Source organism: Paraburkholderia sp. GAS348 (genome assembly GCF_050434205.1).
GTDB lineage: Bacteria > Pseudomonadota > Gammaproteobacteria > Burkholderiales > Burkholderiaceae > Paraburkholderia.
Genome location: NZ_JBNPVT010000004.1, coordinates 438,721 through 456,455, shown reverse-complemented (window position 1 = coordinate 456,455; position 17,735 = coordinate 438,721). Strand labels below are relative to the sequence as shown.

General features: G+C 60.9%; 17 protein-coding genes. 11 read left to right on the top strand and 6 right to left on the bottom strand.

Features of this window, described 5'->3' with window-relative positions; all coding sequences use genetic code 11:
• The first annotated feature begins 34 nt into the window (after positions 1–34).
• The 4 genes from P3T22_RS10140 (at position 35) to nadC (ending at position 4,982) form a co-directional block, all read left to right on the top strand.
• Positions 35–1,390 carry a mechanosensitive ion channel family protein gene (locus P3T22_RS10140; protein ID WP_429324873.1) on the top strand — a complete coding sequence of 452 codons (1,356 nt, stop codon included), beginning with the start codon at positions 35–37 and terminating at the stop codon, positions 1,388–1,390.
• Positions 1,391–1,592: 202 nt separating this feature from the next.
• Positions 1,593–2,789, top strand: a complete 1,197-nt coding sequence (locus P3T22_RS10135; protein WP_063497122.1) for a DesA family fatty acid desaturase — start codon at positions 1,593–1,595, stop codon at positions 2,787–2,789.
• Positions 2,790–2,931: 142 nt separating this feature from the next.
• Complete coding sequence (nadA, locus tag P3T22_RS10130) at positions 2,932–4,071, top strand: quinolinate synthase NadA (RefSeq protein ID WP_429324872.1); 1,140 nt, start codon at positions 2,932–2,934, stop codon at positions 4,069–4,071.
• Positions 4,071–4,982 carry a carboxylating nicotinate-nucleotide diphosphorylase gene (nadC, locus tag P3T22_RS10125; RefSeq protein ID WP_429324871.1) on the top strand — a complete coding sequence of 304 codons (912 nt, stop codon included), beginning with the start codon at positions 4,071–4,073 and terminating at the stop codon, positions 4,980–4,982. Before nadA ends, nadC begins: the two co-directional genes overlap by 1 nt.
• Positions 4,983–5,065: 83 nt before the next feature.
• Here nadC and nadB read toward each other — a convergent pair whose 3' ends face one another.
• The 4 genes from nadB to radC form a co-directional block, all read right to left on the bottom strand.
• Positions 5,066–6,664, bottom strand: coding sequence for an L-aspartate oxidase (nadB, locus tag P3T22_RS10120; protein WP_063498067.1), 1,599 nt, complete (start codon positions 6,662–6,664; stop codon positions 5,066–5,068).
• Positions 6,665–6,901: 237 nt separating this feature from the next.
• On the bottom strand, positions 6,902–7,069 hold the full coding sequence (gene rpmG / locus P3T22_RS10115; RefSeq protein WP_006050116.1) for a 50S ribosomal protein L33: 168 nt from the start codon (positions 7,067–7,069) through the stop codon (positions 6,902–6,904).
• Positions 7,070–7,079: 10 nt separating this feature from the next.
• Positions 7,080–7,313: a 50S ribosomal protein L28 gene (gene rpmB, locus P3T22_RS10110; RefSeq protein ID WP_007180631.1), complete on the bottom strand. Its 234-nt coding sequence runs from the start codon at positions 7,311–7,313 to the stop codon at positions 7,080–7,082.
• Between the two features lie 241 nt (positions 7,314–7,554).
• Positions 7,555–8,421 (bottom strand): RadC family protein, encoded by an 867-nt coding sequence (gene radC, locus P3T22_RS10105; protein WP_082855111.1) that lies wholly within the window; start codon positions 8,419–8,421, stop codon positions 7,555–7,557.
• 200 nt (positions 8,422–8,621) lie between these two features.
• Between radC and P3T22_RS10100 the strand changes: the two genes are divergently transcribed.
• The 7 genes from P3T22_RS10100 (at position 8,622) to P3T22_RS10070 (ending at position 15,850) form a co-directional block, all read left to right on the top strand.
• Positions 8,622–9,077: an FKBP-type peptidyl-prolyl cis-trans isomerase gene (locus P3T22_RS10100; RefSeq protein WP_063497119.1), complete on the top strand. Its 456-nt coding sequence runs from the start codon at positions 8,622–8,624 to the stop codon at positions 9,075–9,077.
• A gap of 2 nt (positions 9,078–9,079) precedes the next feature.
• A complete protein-coding gene (gene ispH / locus P3T22_RS10095) occupies positions 9,080–10,039 on the top strand; it encodes a 4-hydroxy-3-methylbut-2-enyl diphosphate reductase (RefSeq protein WP_063497118.1) in 960 nt (319 codons plus the stop codon).
• A 541-nt stretch (positions 10,040–10,580) separates the two neighbouring features.
• Positions 10,581–11,780: a branched-chain amino acid ABC transporter substrate-binding protein gene (locus tag P3T22_RS10090; protein ID WP_063497117.1), complete on the top strand. Its 1,200-nt coding sequence runs from the start codon at positions 10,581–10,583 to the stop codon at positions 11,778–11,780.
• 229 nt (positions 11,781–12,009) lie between these two features.
• The gene (locus P3T22_RS10085) at positions 12,010–12,960 is read left to right on the top strand and encodes a branched-chain amino acid ABC transporter permease (protein ID WP_429324870.1); all 951 of its coding nucleotides are present in this window, start codon (positions 12,010–12,012) and stop codon (positions 12,958–12,960) included.
• A 13-nt stretch (positions 12,961–12,973) separates the two neighbouring features.
• On the top strand, positions 12,974–14,143 hold the full coding sequence (locus P3T22_RS10080; protein ID WP_063497115.1) for an ABC transporter permease subunit: 1,170 nt from the start codon (positions 12,974–12,976) through the stop codon (positions 14,141–14,143).
• Positions 14,144–14,333: 190 nt separating this feature from the next.
• Positions 14,334–15,134, top strand: coding sequence for an ABC transporter ATP-binding protein (locus tag P3T22_RS10075; protein WP_063497114.1), 801 nt, complete (start codon positions 14,334–14,336; stop codon positions 15,132–15,134).
• Positions 15,134–15,850, top strand: coding sequence for an ABC transporter ATP-binding protein (locus P3T22_RS10070; RefSeq protein WP_063497113.1), 717 nt, complete (start codon positions 15,134–15,136; stop codon positions 15,848–15,850). Before P3T22_RS10075 ends, P3T22_RS10070 begins: the two co-directional genes overlap by 1 nt.
• A gap of 116 nt (positions 15,851–15,966) precedes the next feature.
• On the opposite strand, the gene P3T22_RS10065 is transcribed toward P3T22_RS10070, so the two are convergent.
• Both P3T22_RS10065 and P3T22_RS10060 read right to left on the bottom strand, forming a co-directional pair.
• Complete coding sequence (locus tag P3T22_RS10065; RefSeq protein WP_429324869.1) at positions 15,967–16,431, bottom strand: GNAT family acetyltransferase; 465 nt, start codon at positions 16,429–16,431, stop codon at positions 15,967–15,969.
• Between the two features lie 18 nt (positions 16,432–16,449).
• Positions 16,450–17,634 carry an acetylornithine transaminase gene (locus P3T22_RS10060; RefSeq protein ID WP_063497111.1) on the bottom strand — a complete coding sequence of 395 codons (1,185 nt, stop codon included), beginning with the start codon at positions 17,632–17,634 and terminating at the stop codon, positions 16,450–16,452.
• Positions 17,635–17,735 lie beyond the last annotated feature (101 nt).

Below are 17,735 nucleotides of genomic sequence, written 5' to 3'. Positions count from 1 at the left end.
CTGAACCCGGCGTGCAGGCGATTTCGGCTGCATCATGCAAAACCGTATTTTTCCTCACATGTTCAGCGACCTCGCGCGCGACTTCGGCCAGCCGGTGATGCTGTGGCAGGCCGGCGCGCTGCTTGGCACGCTCGTCGTCGCGTGGCTGCTCGCGCGCCTGTTGCGCCGCACGCTCGATCTGCGGCGCCAGACGCGTTACCAGACCCTGCGTTTCGGCGCGGAAAGCCTGAACCGTGCGTTCTTTCCGCTGATCGGGGCGGCGCTCGTCTGGGTCGCGCAGGCGATCACCGGCCAGTTCATGCACACCGCGCTGCTCGATCTGGCGCTGGTGCCGCTGTTCGGTATAGGCCTGATCTATATCGTGTTTTTCTTCGCGCGGCGGGTCTTCAGCCAGGATGGCGCGACGCATCCCGGGCTGTTCCTGGTGGAGAAGATCGTCTCGCTGGTCGTTTGGGTCGGCATGGTGCTCACCGTGATGGGCATTCAGGACGACGTGATCGCCTGGATGGGCAGCGTGCACTTCAAGGTCGCGAATGCGCACATGACGGTGCTCTCGCTCACCACGGGCCTGCTGTGGGTGTGCGTGACGATGATCGTCGCGATGTGGCTCGGCGCCACGTTCGAAGACCGCCTGATGCGCTCAAAGACGCTCGACGCCAACCTCAAAGTGGTGGTGGCGCGGGTCGGGCGTGCTGCGTTCGTGCTGGCGGCGGTGCTGATCAGTCTGTCGCTGGTCGGCATCGACATTACGGTGCTGGGGGTGTTTGGCGGCGCGCTGGGCGTGGGGCTTGGGTTCGGGTTGCAGAAAATCGCCAGCAATTACGTCTCGGGCTTCATCATCCTGATCGACCGCTCGCTGCGCATCGGCGACACGATCAACGTCAGCGGCCTGCAGGGCATGGTCACGCAGATCCGCACGCGTTATACGGTGGTGCGCGGTCTGGACGGGATCGAAACGCTGATCCCGAATGAAAAGCTGATTACGGACGTGGTGCAGAACCAGTCCTCCTATCTGACGCGCGGCTACGCCAAGGCGGCCGTACAGGTCGCCTACTCCTCTGACGTCGAGCAGGCGATGGCGCTGCTCGCCCAAGCCGCGCAAGGTGTCGCGCGGGTGCTGCAGGAGCCGGCGCCTGCGCCCTATCTGGTTGGCTTCGGCCCCGACGGCATCAACCTCGAACTGGGTTTCTGGATCGAAGACGCGGCGACGGGCACCTCTGGCGTGCGCTCGGCCGTGAATCGCAACATCTGGCGTCTATTCTCCGAACATGACATCTCGATTCCTTTCGCGCAACGCGAGGTGCGAATCGTCGGTAACGTGAGCGACGCGATGCAGCGAGAGGTAACAATGACCGCTGCCGCGGCTAATCAGGCCGACAGCGCCCACTGACGGGCACTTCGGACCCGCCTGCAGGTCAAAAAACAAGCTCCGGCGCTTCCGTCCGGTTGATGTCGCACAAAAAATCCCTATTTGTTACAAACACTTGGAACGCTTCAAGTAGAATATCGTCCAATCCCGCTGTATGCTTTCACTTTCTTGACACACGCATTTTGCTTGTGTCTGGCGTCTCTTGTTCCACAGGTAAATTGCCTTGTTGAATTCCTTGCTCGATTTCCTTGCCCACGGCCTGCTGCACTTCTCGTGGTGGCAACTTGTGCTGTACACGCTGGTCGCAACGCACATCACGATCATTGGCGTAACGGTCTATCTGCATCGCTGCCAGGCGCACCGTGCGCTGGAGTTGCATCCGATCGTCAGTCATTTTTTCCGCTTCTGGTTGTGGATGACCACCGGCATGCTGACCGGCCAGTGGGCCGCGATTCACCGCAAGCACCACGCCAAGTGCGAGACCGAAGAAGATCCGCACAGCCCGCAAACGCGTGGCATCTGGAAGGTGCTGCTCGAAGGCGCGGAACTGTATCGTTCCGAAGCCAAGAATGAAGAAACGATGCGCAAATTCAGTCACGGCACGCCGAATGACTGGATGGAACGCAACGTCTACACCAAGTACCCGATCCTCGGCGTGAGCCTGATGATGGTGCTGAACGTTGCGCTGTTCGGCGTCGTCGGCCTGACCATCTGGGCCGTGCAGATGATCTGGATTCCGTTCTGGGCGGCCGGTGTGGTGAACGGCCTCGCGCACTGGTGGGGCTACCGCAACTTCAACTCGTCGGATGCCAGCACCAACATCTTCCCGTGGGGCATCATCATCGGCGGTGAAGAGCTGCATAACAATCACCACACGTATGCGACTTCGGCCAAGCTGTCGAACAAGTGGTACGAGTTCGATATCGGCTGGATGTACATCCGCATCATGTCGGCGTTTCGTCTGGCCAAGGTAAAGAAGATCGCGCCTACGCCGCGTCTGACCACCGGCAAGCTGGTGCTTGACCAGGACACGTTGCAAGCCGTGCTGGCAAACCGCTACGAAGTGATGGCGCGTTACGGCAAGGCGCTCAAGCGTGCTTACCGCCAGGAGTTGGCGCACCTGAAGGAAGTTGGCGCGCGCGAGAAATATCAGGTGATGCGCGGTGCGCGTAGCTGGTTCCACAAGGAAGAAGCGGGTCTCGACGAGCCGCAGAAGCGCCAGTTGCCGCAAATCTTCGCGAACAGCCAGAAGCTCAAGACCTACATCGACATGCGCAATGAACTGGCGGCGATGTGGGAGCGCTCGAATGCGTCGCGCGATCAACTGCTGATTCAGTTGCAAGACTGGTGTCATCGCGCAGAGCAAAGCGGTATCAAAGCACTGCAAGACTTCGCGATGCGCCTGCGCCGTTATGCTTGATCGCATGCCTGAGCGCGAAATCCATTAAAATTTCGTTACGTCACAAAACCCCGCGTTGGCGGGGTTTTGCTTTTTGGGCCGCGGCAATTTCAACGACACGCGATTGACGGTCCGCGGCGGCAGAGCGAGGGCAGAGGAGATTATGGATCAGCAGGCGATCAGGACCGTCGAATACGACCGGCCACAGGCGCAGGGCACGACCTGCGGGATCGGGCAGGCGTGGGCGAAGGTGCCCGACGTGCCGTCGGCGGAACAGAAGGTGGCGTTGAAGGAGCGCATCCGCGCATTGCTTAAGCGCGAGAAAGCCGTGCTCGTCGCGCACTATTACGTCGACGCGGAACTGCAGGAGCTCGCCGACGAAACCGGCGGTTGCGTGGCCGATTCGCTGGAAATGGCGCGTTTCGGTCGCGATCACGAGGCGCAAACGCTGGTGGTGGCGGGCGTGCGCTTCATGGGCGAGACCGCGAAAATCCTGAGTCCGGACAAGCGCATTCTGATGCCTGATCTCGACGCGACCTGTTCGCTCGACTTGGGCTGTCCGGTCGATGAGTTCTCGGCTTTCTGTGACGCTCACCCGGATCGCACGGTGGTCGTGTACGCGAACACCAGCGCGGCCGTTAAGGCTCGTGCGGACTGGATGGTGACGTCGTCGATCGGGCTGGAAATCGTTGCCGACCTGCACGCACGCGGCGAAAAGATCATCTGGGCGCCGGATCGGCACCTCGGCAGCTATATCCAGAGCAAGACCGGTGCGGACATGCTGCTGTGGCAGGGCTCGTGTCTCGTGCACGACGAATTCAAGGGCATTGAACTCGATCTGTTGCGCGCCGAATATCCGGGCGCGAAAGTGCTGGTGCATCCGGAGTCGCCGGCTAACGTGGTCGCGCAAGCGGACGTGGTGGGTTCGACAACCCAGTTGATCGACGCCGCGCAAAAACTCGACGCGACGCATTTCATCGTGGCGACCGATCTCGGCATTCTGCACAAGATGCAGCTTGCGGCGCCCGGCAAGACGTTGATCGCCGCGCCCACGGCTGGCAACAGCGCGACCTGCAAGAGTTGCGCGCATTGTCCGTGGATGGCGATGAACGGCCTCGCCAACTTGGCCGAGGTGCTCGACCGCGGCCACAACGAAATCTTCGTCGATCGAGTGATCGGCGAGCGGGCGCGTCTGCCGATCGACCGGATGCTCGACTTCGCGGCGCGTCACAAGAAGCGCGTGCAAGCCAGCGGCGATCTCGCGCGCGACGCACAACTGTATTCGAACGTGGGAGCGGCGTAATGGGGGCAGTTGAAGGGGCTGTGGAACTCAATCAGGCCGAGGCGGTGTCGCCGCTGTTCGCAGAGATTCATGCGCAGTACGGTGCGGCGTTCGATGCTGCGTTAGCCCGCAACGTCGCCGACGCGCTGGCCGAAGATGTTGGCGCAGGCGATCAGACCGGCCGCCTTGTCCCCGCAGACGACCTGCGTGATGCACGCATTATCGTGCGCGAAGATGCCGTGCTGTGCGGTGTGCCATGGTTCAACGCGGTGATGCGCCAGGTCGATCCGCGTATCGACGTGCAATGGCGTTATCGCGAGGGTGATCGGATGACAGCGGACGCGCCGGTCTGCGAGCTGCGCGGCCCTGTTCGAGCGCTGTTGACAGCCGAGCGCAATGGGCTGAATTTCCTGCAACTGCTGTCGGGCGTGGCGAGCGCAACGCGCCGTTATGTCGACGCGATTGCCCACACTCAGACGCGCATCCTCGATACACGTAAGACCTTGCCGGGCTTGCGGCTCGCGCAGAAATACGCAGTGCGTGTGGGCGGCGGAGCGAATCAGCGGCTTGCGTTATACGACGGCATTCTGATCAAGGAAAACCACATCGCCGCAGCGGGTAGCGTCGGTGCGGCGATGGATGCGGCGCTCGCGCTGAATGCGGGCGTGTCGATCCAGATCGAAGTCGAAACGCTGGCGCAATTGGAAACCGCGTTGGCGCATCGCGCGCAATCCATTCTGCTGGACAACTTTTCGTTCGATGCGATGCGCGACGCAGTGCGTATTACGGCAGGGCGGGCGGTGCTGGAGGTGTCCGGCGGTGTGAACTTCGAGACGGTGCGGACCATCGCGGAAACGGGCGTCGACCGTGTGTCGATCGGTGCGCTGACCAAAGATGTGCGCGCAACGGATTACTCGATGCGGATCGTCTGAGCGCACGCGCCTAAGCGCTCGCAGTCAATGAAAAAGCCGTCGCTGGGAAACCCGCGATGGCTTTTTCACTTCAGCTTTAGACATCACACATTGCGGTTGCGCACATGCTCTGGTGACAACACCGTCGGCAGCGCTTTAGGCAACGTGGCCGGCCAATCGCGGCTGAAGTGCAGGCCGCGGCTTTCACGCCGTGAGCGAGCGCCTTCGACGATTAGCGATGCCACGTCGACCAGATTGCGCAGCTCAAGTAAATCGCGGCTCACCTTGAAGTTCGCGTAATACTCGTGAATCTCGTCCCGGAGCAAGGCGAGCCGATGCCTGGCCCGCGCGAGCCGCTTGTCCGTCCGCACGATGCCGACGTAGTTCCACATCAGGCGACGCAGTTCATCCCAGTTGTGCGCGACCACCACTTCTTCGTCCGGATCGGACACGCGGCTTTCGTCCCAGTCCGGCAGCGGCGCATGGACGGCGGCGCTGAAGCCTTCTTCCTCGATGGCCTGCGCGGCGGAGCGTCCGATCACGAGGCACTCGAGCAAGGAGTTGCTGGCAAGCCGGTTTGCGCCGTGCAGGCCGGTGCATGACGTTTCACCGACCGCATAGAGGCCCGCGAGATCAGTCCGGCCTTCCAGATCCGTCACGACGCCGCCGCACGTGTAGTGCGCGGCAGGGACCACCGGAATGGGTTCTTTGGTGATGTCGATGCCGAATTCCAGGCAGCGGGCCAGAATCGTTGGGAAGTGTTCGCGTAGGAATTCAGGCGGCTGATGGCTGATGTCGAGATACACGCAATCAATGCCGCGTTTCTTGATCTCGAAGTCGATCGCGCGCGCGACGATGTCGCGCGGCGCGAGTTCGGCCCGTTCGTCGTGGTTCGGCATGAAGCGCGTGCCGTCCGGCAGCTTCAGAATGCCGCCTTCGCCGCGCACCGCTTCCGAGATCAGGAACGACTTCGCATAAGGATGGAACAGGCAGGTCGGATGGAACTGGATGAATTCCATATTCGACACGCGGCAGCCCGCGCGCCAGGCCATCGCGATACCGTCGCCGGTCGCGGTGTCGGGGTTGGTGGTGTACAGATAGACCTTGCCGGCGCCGCCGGTGGCGAGCACCGTATGCGGCGCCTCGATTGTCACGGTGCGGCCGCTTTGCAGATCGAGTGCATACAAACCGTGGCAGCGACGGCCTGGCAGGCCGAGGCGGTCGGACGTGATCAGGTCGATCGCGTAGTGGTCTTCGAGCAGGGTGATGTTCGGATGATGGCGTACACGCTCGCTGAGCGTGGTGACCACGGCATGGCCCGTTGCATCCGCAGCATGAATGATGCGGCGATGGCTATGGCCGCCTTCGCGTGTCAGATGGAAGCCGAGTTCGGCCGCGTCGTCTTTGGTGAATGGCACCCCTTGCTCAATCAGCCATTCGATCGCGGCACGTCCGTGCTCGACGATGAAGCGCGTTGCCGCCTCGTCGCACAGGCCGCCACCCGCAATGAGTGTGTCGCGCACATGGTTTTCGATGCTGTCCGCCGAATCCAGTACCGCGGCGATGCCGCCTTGCGCCCAATCGCTTGCACCTTCGGTCATCGATCGCTTGGCGACCACCGCAACCCGCCGGGTCTCCGCGAGATTGAGCGCGACGCTCAAACCTGCCAGACCGCTACCGACAATCGCTACATCGAATTCCATCGCCTGCATCTCCGTCTTTCGTTTTGCCATGACGGTGTGCCATTCGCACGCCGCTAAAACGAGAAAGGATACGCGTCACAACGGATGAGGGAAAGCTGGCCGAACGGGATAAGACTGTCCTGGTAGACAAAGGGCCGCTAAGCAGCGCGATATTGGGGCGCACAAAACAAAAAAGCCTCGCACGAATGCGAGGCTTTTTTGCAAATCTTTTTGCCTTCGTCAGGCAGGAGCCAAGATTTATTTAATCTTGGTTTCCTTGTAGTCAACGTGCTTACGGACGACCGGATCAAATTTCTTGATCAGCATCTTTTCCGGCATGTTGCGTTTGTTCTTCGTAGTCGTGTAGAAGTGACCCGTGCCTGCGGTCGATTCCAACTTGATCTTGTCGCGTGCGCCTTTCGCCATGATTTACTCCTTAGGCTTCACCGCGTGCGCGCAGATCTGCGAGCACAGCGTCGATACCGTTCTTGTCGATCAGGCGCAGGCCGGCGTTCGAAACGCGCAGACGCACCCAACGGTTTTCGCTTTCCACCCAAATACGGCGGTTTTGCAGGTTCGGCAGGAACCGGCGCTTGGTTTTGTTATTCGCGTGGGAAACGTTGTTGCCGCTCATCGGCGCTTTCCCAGTTACTTGGCATACGCGTGCCATGAGAGCACTCCTAATACGCTAATTCTGAGTTCGAACGCCGTGAAAGTTTCCCGAAAAGAGCCGCGCTAAGAGTTTATTGAAACTCGAGGCACGTTTCCTTTCCGGAACGCCTTGGTGGCTTCGGAACAGGGGGTTGGAAATAGGCAAACCGGAATTCTAGCAGAAAAAAAGCCGCAAAATCAAACCTTATTTGCGATGCCGAACTCGGCGCGACGTTGCCGCGGCCCAGGTTCAGCCCATTTCACGGCCAGCCGGCGCGGGCGAACGAGTAGGTATCGTCGGCGCCGATCACCAGATGATCGATCAGCCGCACGTCGATCAGCGCAAGCGCGTCGCGCAGCGTATGCGTCAGTCGGCAGTCGCTCGCGCTCGGCTGGACGGCGCCGGAAGGGTGATTATGCGCGACGATCAGGCTGGCGGCATTCAGACTCAGGGCTCGCCGCGCGATCTCGCGCGGATAGACCGCCATGCGTGTCAGCGTGCCGCGTGCGCTTTCTTCGCAGCGGATCAACCGATGCCTGGCGTCGAGAAAGAGCGACACGAAGACTTCTTGCGTCATGCCGCCTATGCGCAGGCGCAGATAGTCTTGTACGGCCTCGGGCGAGTTCATCAGCGATCGGTCACGCATTTTGTCGACCAGCGAGCGCCGCGCCATCTCCATGATGGCGAGCAACTGCGCCTTCTTTGCCGGGCCGACGCCGCGCAGGCCGTCGAAATCCGAATAGGTTGCGTCGAGCATTGCCCGCAGCGAGCCGAACCGGTCGAGCAGGGTGCGCGCGACGTTGAACACATCGTGGCCGGGCAGGCCTGAGCCAAGCACCAGTACGATCATTTCGGCGTCGGACAGCACGCCCGGCCCTTCCGCGATTAGCCGCTCACGCGGCATGTCGTCTTTCAGCCATTTGCCGCGTACGAGCTGTCGGGCTGGGGGTGTGCGGGCGTTCGCCGCAGCGCCGGCGATGCGAGCGCCACGATCGGCTGCGGTATTGCCCGCTGCGGCGCAAGCGCGCGGCGACATCAGGGCGGGCGCCAGGGCGGCGGGCGTGGCAGGCTCCGGCGAGGTCGCATTGAGTGTCGCTTGGTCTATCGTGCAGGCGTAGTCGGCCATATAGGTACGCATCCTCCAGTTTGGGTTTGTGGCGGCGCGCGGTGTCAGGCTGTGCCGGCGTGCATGCAACGGCGCCAAGCTGCCGCGCGCTATGTGGCTTACAATAGACGCTTTGCGCACGGCACTCCGACGGTCTGCCACACGCGTCGACTGCGCCTGCGGCGCACGCGTGCAGCGCGCTTCGACTGAGCGAGCATTGCATGAGCATCATCGACATTTCCGAAGTAAAACCCGGTTCACACGTGACGCTTCATTACCGGCTTTCCCTTGCCGATGGCGCCGAAGTCATCAATACATTTACCGACAGGCCGGCCACGCTGCTGCTTGGTGCGGGTCAACTGGCGCCGCCGCTGGAAGATATTCTGCTGGGTTTGAAGGTGGGCCACCATTCGACCTTTCAGCTAACGCCGGATCAGGCGTTCGGGCCGCGCAATCCGGAGCTGATCCAGCGGGTCTCGCTGGCCACACTGCGCGAAAACAGCATGATCGGCGAGGATTTTTCGCCAGGCGACCTGGTCGAATTCAACGCGCCAGGCGGCGGCCGCTACGCTGGCGTCCTGAAAGAAGTCGGCGAAACGTCGGCGTTGTTCGATTTCAATCATCCGCTTGCCGGCCAGGCGCTGGCGTTTGAAGTGAAAATCATCGGGATTCTGTAAACATGAGCATCACGGATACGACTCTTGCCGAAGCAGAGATCCTGCTGGCGCAGCCGCGTGGGTTCTGTGCCGGCGTCGATCGGGCCATTGAAATCGTGGAGCGTGCCATCGCGCTGCACGGCTCGCCGATCTATGTGCGTCACGAAATCGTCCATAACGCCTATGTTGTCGAAGATTTGCGCAAGAAAGGCGCAATCTTCATCGAGCAGCTGGAAGAAGTGCCGCCCGGCAATACAGTCATCTTCAGTGCGCATGGCGTGTCGAAAGCAGTCCGCTCGGAGGCCGAATCGCGCGGCCTGCGGGTGTACGACGCCACTTGTCCGCTTGTGACCAAGGTGCATATCGAAGTCGCGAAAATGCGCCAGGACGGCTTCGACATTGTGATGATCGGCCACAAGGGCCACCCGGAAGTCGAGGGCACGATGGGGCAGGCAGGCGAAGGCATGCATCTGGTGGAAGACATCGAAGACGTGCAGGCTTTGCAACTGGCCGAGCCCGAGCGGATCGCGTTCGTTACGCAAACCACCCTGTCGGTCGACGACGCAGCCGAGATCATCGCTGCCCTGAAGGCGAAGTATCCGGCGATCCGCGAGCCGAAGAAGCAGGACATCTGTTACGCCACGCAAAACCGCCAGGACGCGGTCAAGTTCATGGCGCCGCAATGCGACGTCGTGATCGTGGTCGGCAGCCCGAATAGTTCGAACTCGAACCGCTTGCGCGAGCTGGCCGAAAAGCTTGGCGTGCCTTCCTATATGGTGGACTCGCCGGACCAGATCGATCCGGTCTGGGTCGAAGGCAAGCGCCGGATCGGCGTGACGGCGGGCGCTTCGGCGCCGGAGGTGCTGGCGCAAGCGGTGATCGCCCGGTTGCGTGAGCTCGGCGTGCGCAACGTGCGTGCGCTCGAAGGCATCGAGGAGAACATTGCGTTTCCGCTGCCACGCGGGCTGGGTCTCCCCGCCTGACAATTAGCTGACGTTTCTGAAAGAAAAGCGCGCCCGATGGCGCGCTTTTTTTACGCCCGTAGATTCGTGAGTCTCTCTGAATAAAGTGCCAGAACACCGCGTCGAGCCGTTTTAAGTGTGCTCCCACACAAATTCTTTTGAATTGCGATTTGGCATTTAATCGATTTTCCGATGATGTGACCCCGTTTAAATCGTGTCAGAGACGTTGCACCGATTTTTGGCGCACTAAAATAGTGCGTGTGTCTTGATATCAATGAAAACGTAATACTTAACGCGGACCACGGCGCAATCGGCGATCGAGGCATATCGCTGCAACACTTGATGCCATTGGGCGCAACGGTGGTGCAACTGGTGCACGGGAAATAGTCGCAACCGGGTTGCGCCAATGGTGGGATTCCTCTCTCAAAATAAGGTTGCAATGCAGGAAAACCCCACCGTTTCAACAATATTGCGCGTCGCATAATTGGAGTTACAATGCGCGCGTTCTCAAGGCCTCCGGGTCCCGAACAACGGATTTTGCAAGGCGCGGGAGACCTACATAATGCGAGTCAAATTTGCTTACGCCGTGTCCATCGTGACCGCGGTTGCGATGTTGACCGCATGCGGCAAGAAACAGGAAGGTGAGGCGGGAGCCGCGGCATCGGCTGCCACGGCGGCAGCGGCACCGGCGAGTGAAGCGACTGTCGTGAAAATCGGTCATGCGGCCCCATTGACGGGTCCTATCGCGCACCTCGGTAAAGACAATGAAAACGGCGCGCGTCTGGCGGTCGAGGAAATCAACACGCAGGGTTTGACTATCGACGGTCACAAGATCCAGCTGGAGCTCGACGCGCAAGATGACGCCGCGGACCCGAAAACGGGTACGGCCGTCGCCGAAAAATTCGTCGACGATCATGTGGTCGCCGTGGTCGGGCACCTGAATTCGGGCGTTTCGATTCCGGCGTCGAAGATCTATAGCGATGCCGGGATCGTGCAGATCTCGCCGTCGTCGACGAACCCGGGGTATACGCAGCAAGGTTTCAAGACGACTTATCGGGTGGTCGCGACCGATGCCCAGCAGGGGCCGGCGCTTGCCAACTACGCAACGAAAGTGCTCGGCGCGAAACGCATCGCGATCGTCGACGACTCGACCGTGTACGGCAAGGGATTGGCCGACGAGTTCGCGAAGACAGTACTGGCGAGCGGGGCGAAGATCGTCGCGCGCGAAACTACGAATGACAGGGCAACGGAGTTTCAGGCCGTCCTTGGAAAGATCAAGAGTGTTCAGCCGGACGTGATCATGTTCGGCGGCATGGACGCAACGGGCGGGCCGTTCACCAAACAGGCGGCGGCGCTCGGTATCAGGGCAAAAATCCTTGGCGGCGACGGCGTGTGTACCGACAAGGTGGGTGAGCTGGCGGGAACCGCCGTGCAAAACCTGGTCTGTTCGGAGGCGGGACTCGCGCTTTCGAAAATGGACAAGGGAGCGGACTTCGAGAAGAAGTACGTCGACCGCTTCCACACGCCGGTGCAGATTTACGCACCGTTCACGTATGACGCTGTGTACGTGATTGTCGATGCAATGAAGCGCGCCAATTCGATCGAGGCGCCCAAGGTGCTGGCTGCGATGCCGTCCACCGATTACAACGGGGTAATCGGCCACATCGCGTTCGACGACAAGGGTGATTTGAAAGAGGGCGCCATTACGCTTTACGACTTCAAGGACGGCAAGAAAGCGGTTCTCGACGTCGTAAAGATGTGATGACGGGACGTTCAGCCTGACGGCACCGACACCACCCAACGGTGCCGTTTTTGCATCCGCCATCGGCGAGTCCCCGGCTGCATCCCAGTCGTAAGACGAACCGGATGGCGGATAACCCTTACCGGTCTTTTACATCAGTACCCGCAGTGCCGTTGAGATTCCGTCCCGCATCACCGCCCACCGGCTGATGAAGAACGCGAATCCAGTCGCACGGGCTAAGGAGCATTAAATGGATATCTTCATCCAGCAGGTCCTCAACGGGCTGGTGCTTGGCAGCGTTTACGCCATCATCGCACTGGGCTATACGATGGTTTACGGCATCTTGGGCATCATCAACTTCGCGCATGGCGATGTGTTGATGGTGGGCGCGATGGTTGCGCTCTCGGCCATAGGCGTGCTTCAGAACCACTTCCCCGGCCTCGGCAATGTGCCGACGCTCGTCATTGCGTTGATCATCGCGGCAGTGGTTTGCTCGGTGGTCGGCTACACGATCGAGCGCGTGGCCTACCGGCCGTTGCGTAAAGCGCCGCGTCTCGCCCCGCTGATCACCGCGATCGGCGTGTCGATCCTGCTGCAAACCCTCGCGATGATGATCTGGTCGCGCAACCCGCTGCCGTTCCCGCAGCTGTTGCCCACCGACCCGATCAACGTGATCAAGGCCACCGACACGACGCCTGGCGCCGTGATCTCGATGACCGAAATCGTGATCATTGTCGTGGCGTTCCTCGTGATGGGCGGTCTGCTGCTGCTGGTGCACAAGACCAGGCTGGGCCGCGCGATGCGTGCGATCGCTGAGAACCCGGGCGTCGCCAGCCTGATGGGCGTGAACCCGAACTTCGTGATTTCGGCGACCTTCATGATCGGCTCGGCGTTGGCTGCCTTGGCCGGCGTGATGATCGCGTCCGAATACGGCAACGCACACTTCTATATGGGCTTCATCCCAGGTCTGAAGGCGTTTACCGCAGCGGTGCTGGGCGGGATCGGCAACCTCGGCGGGGCCATGGTGGGCGGCGTGCTGCTCGGCCTGATCGAACAGTTGGGGGCGGGTTATATCGGCAACCTCACGGGCGGTGTATTCGGCAGTAACTACCAGGACGTGTTCGCATTCATCGTGCTGATCATCGTGCTGGTGTTCCGTCCGTCGGGCCTCTTGGGCGAACGTGTTGCGGATCGAGCATAAGGAGTAGACAGACATGACCTCAATTCAACCGATCGAGCCGTCCACGACGCTCATCCCTGAAAAGAACCTGACGAAGACGCTGACCGTCGGCATCATCACCGCGATCTTCGTGATCGCGGCGCCGATGATCATCGGCGCGGCAGGCGGCAACTACTGGGTCCGCGTGCTCGACTTCGCCATGCTGTATGTGATGCTGGCGCTGGGTCTCAACGTGGTGGTCGGCTTCGCCGGCCTGCTGGACCTGGGCTATATCGCGTTCTACGCCATCGGCGCCTACGTTGCCGCTTTGCTGAGTTCGCCCCACCTGACCTCGCAGTTCGAGTGGATCGCGCATCTGGCGCCGAACGGGCTGCATGTGCCGATCTGGATCATCGTGCCGATCGCCATGGGGCTCGCCGCGACCTTCGGCGTCCTGCTCGGCGCGCCGACCTTGCGGCTGCGTGGCGACTACCTCGCCATCGTGACCCTGGGCTTCGGGGAAATCGTGCGGATCTTCATGAACAACCTCGACCGTCCGGTGAACATCACCAATGGCCCGAAGGGGATCACGGGGATCGATCCGGTGCAGGTGGGCGGCTTCAGTCTGGCGCAGACACACACGTTCCTCGGGTTCTCGTTCCCGTCGGTGTACATGTATTACTACCTGTTCGTGTTGTGCGCGCTGTTCGTGATCTGGACCTGTACGCGTTTGCAGCACTCGCGGATCGGCCGTGCATGGGCCGCGATCCGTGAAGACGAAATCGCCGCCAAGGCAATGGGCATCAACACCCGTAACGTGAAGCTGCTGGCCTTCGCGATGGGCGCGTCGTTCGGCGGCCTGTCGGGCGCGATGTTCGGTTCGTTCCAGGGCTTCGTGTCGCCGGAATCGTTCACGTTCTGGGAGTCGGTCGTGGTGCTGGCGTGCGTGGTGCTGGGCGGCATGGGCCACATCCCTGGTGTGATTCTCGGTGCGGTGCTGCTTGCGGTGTTCCCGGAATTCCTGCGCTCGACGATGGGTCCGTTGCAGAACATGATCTTCGGCCATGAAATCGTCGATACCGAAGTGATCCGTCAGTTGCTGTACGGCCTCGCGATGGTCGTGATCATGCTGTACCGCTCGGAAGGCCTGTGGCCGTCGCCGAAGCACGAAGACAAGATTGCGAAACTGGCGAAGCGCGCTGGCAAGAAGCCGGTGCGCGCCTGAGGCCATGGGACCGGAGTAAGCACTGAAGTGCTAACTCCGGTCGACAGCGATGCATGGGACCTGAGTAAGCATGGGACCGGAGTAAGCGCTAAAGCGCCAACTCCGGTCGACACGCTAACTCAGGTCGACAGCGGTGCATGGGACCTGAGTAAGCGCTGAAGCGCTAACTCAGGTCGACAGGAGAAAACATATGAGCGATAACGTAAGCAACAACGTGGGCAGCGATCAGATCCGCCTGTCGGTGAAAGGCGTGAACAAGCGCTTCGGCGGCCTGCAGGCTTTGTCCGACGTCGGCCTGCAGATCAAGGCGGGCCAGATTTATGGTCTGATCGGTCCGAACGGCGCCGGCAAGACGACCTTCTTTAATGTGATCACGGGTCTGTACACACCCGATTCGGGCGAGTTCAAGCTCGACAACGTGCAATACACGCCGACCGCTGTGTATCAGGTGGCGAAGGCGGGGATTGCCCGCACGTTCCAGAACATCCGTTTGTTCGGCGGCATGACCGCGCTGGAAAACGTGATGGTCGGCCGTCACGTGCGCACGAAGCACGGTCTGATCGGCGCGGTGTTCCAGACGCCGGCCGAGCGCAAGGAAGAGCGCGAGATCAAGGAACGCGCAATCGAATTGCTGGAGTACGTCGGCATTGCGCAGTACGCGGACTACACGTCGCGCAATCTGTCGTACGGTCACCAGCGTCGGCTGGAAATCGCCCGCGCACTGGCTACGGATCCGAAACTGCTCGCGCTGGACGAACCGGCTGCCGGCATGAACGCAACGGAAAAGGTCGAGCTGACCAAGCTGCTCGACAAGATCCGCAGCGACGGCAAGACGATTCTCCTGATCGAGCACGACGTGAAACTGGTGATGGGTCTGTGCAACCAGATGACGGTGCTCGACTATGGCAAGGTGATTGCGCAAGGTTTGCCTTCAGACGTGCAGAAGGATCCGAAGGTGATCGAAGCTTATCTGGGTGCGGGGGTCCACTAATGGCAACGGCAATGTTGAAAATCAAGGGCCTGCAGGTCAATTACGGCGGCATCCAGGCAGTCAAGGGTATCGACCTCGAAGTCGCGCAGGGCGAGCTGGTCACGCTGATCGGCGCGAACGGCGCGGGCAAGACCACGACGATGAAGGCGATCACGGGTCTGAAGCCGTACTCGGCGGGCGACATCGAGTACATGGGCCAGTCGATCAAAGGCATCCCGGCGCACGAACTGCTCAAGCGCGGTCTGGCGATGGTGCCGGAAGGCCGTGGCATCTTCTCGCGCATGTCGATCGTTGAGAACATGCAGATGGGTGCTTATCTGCGTAACGATACGGACGCCATCAAGGCGGACGTCGATCGCATGTTCGGCTTCTTCCCGCGCCTGAAGGAACGGGCGACGCAGTACGCAGGCACGCTCTCGGGCGGCGAACAGCAGATGCTGGCCATGGCGCGCGCGATCATCAGCAAGCCGAAGCTGTTGTTGCTCGACGAACCGTCGATGGGTCTGTCGCCGATCATGGTCGAGAAGATCTTCGAAGTGGTGCGGGCGATCTCGGCTGAAGGCATGACAGTGCTGCTGGTCGAGCAGAACGCGCGTCTCGCGTTGCAGGCGGCGAACCGCGGCTACGTGATGGACTCGGGTCTGGTGACGATGTCCGGTGACGCGAAGCAGATGCTCGATGATCCGAAGGTTCGGGCGGCTTATCTGGGCGAGTAAGTTGGGTAAATGAACTGGGTAAATAACCCGGACCAGGTTTGCCTTAGCCGTAAAGAAGGCCGCATGCGTTTCAATCGCGCATGCGGCCTTTTTCTATTCAAGCGCTTGCCCGGCGCCTAAGCGGCCGGCGTTTCCACCAGTTCACCAAGGCGTTTGCCGAGACTGATCACGGCATCCGCGCGATAACCGAGTGCCTCATAGAACGCCCGCACGTCGTCCTTCGCGGACAGCACCTGCAAGTTCAGCTTTGGGCATCCACGTTTGGTCAACGCGGATTCGACATGCGCGACCAGACGCGTGCCGATGCCGTGACGACGCAACGATTCATCCACCGCGAGCGAATACAGCCAGCCTCGGTGCCCGTCGTAGCCACCCATCACTGTGCCGACGATACGCTCGCCGAACACTGCGACAAAGAACAGTTCCGGTTGCGTCGCCAGCTTGTTGGCGATCGAAAGGTGCGGATTGCGCTGCGGCCTCGTCACGTCCCGGTACTCGGGGAATGCGTCCTGCCACAGCGCGACCACGGCGTCGGTGTCGCTCGCTTCGAAGCGGCGGATCGATAGCGTTGCGCTCGTCATACGCGCTTTCCTCTGTGATTACAGCGTGTCGAGAATCGACCGCAGCATCGCCATCATCTGGTCGATTTCTTCGTTCGTGACGTTCAGCGCCGGCATGAAGCGCAGCAGGTTCGGACGCGCCGCGTTCAGCAGCAGGCCGTCGGGTTGCATCACACGAGCCTTCTCGACGATCTGATTGCCGATGTCCTTGCCGAGCAGCAGGGCGCGCAGCAGGCCTTCACCGCGTTCGCCTTCGAAACCGCGTTCTTCCGACAATTCGAGCAGCCTGGCGCGCAGATACTCGCCGCGCGCGCGCACGTCTTCGAGGAAGCCCGGCGCGGTCAATTGCGAGATCACCGAATAGCCGACCGCGCTCATCAGCGGATTGCCGTTGTAAGTGCCGCCCTGGTCGCCTGGTTCGAACACGGCGATGTCGGCTTTCGAGAGCAGCGCCGCGAGCGGCACGCCGCCGCCGATGCCTTTGCCGAGCGTCATGATGTCCGGCTCGATGCCCGACAGTTCATACGCGAACAAGGTGCCGGCGCGGCCACAGCCGCTCTGCACTTCGTCGACGATCAGCAGCAGGTTGTGCTGCTTGGTCAGCGCGCGCAGTTGCTGCATGAACTCGCGCGTGGCGGGAATCACGCCGCCTTCGCCCTGAATCGGCTCGAGCATCACGGCGACGGTCTTCGCGTTGATGAGCTTTTCAACCGACGCGATGTCGTTCAGATCCGCTTTCGGGAAGCCCGGCACTTGCGGCGCGTAGATCGTGTCCCAGCCCGGCTTGCCGCTTGCGGACATGGTGGCGAGGGTGCGGCCGTGGAAGCTGTGATCGAACGTGATGATTTCGAACGCGCCGTCCTTGAATTTCCTGCCCCACTTGCGCGCGAGCTTGATCGCGCCTTCGTTCGCTTCGGCGCCGCTGTTCGCGAAGAACACTTTGTCGAAACAGCTGTGCTGCGTAAGCAGGCCTGCGAGTTGCGCCATCGGCTCGTTGTAGAAAGCCGGCGATGGGTTGATCAGCAGTTGTGCCTGCTTATTCAGCGCTTCGATCATGCCGTCGTTGCAATGGCCGAGGCTGTTGACCGCCCAGCCCTGGATGAAGTCCAGATATCGCTTGCCGTTATTGTCATAGAGCCACGAGCCCTTGCCGTGCGTGAAAACGATTTCGGGCCGGTTCGTGATGCTCATCAGCGACTCGATCGGGTACTCATTGAAATTCATGACGGCGGGCTCCAGACAGCGGGGTGAAGGGTTGATGAGCGGTTGGCCAATACGAAACAGGGGCCGGGGGAAACAAAAAAAGCAAACAAAAAAGCCACGGC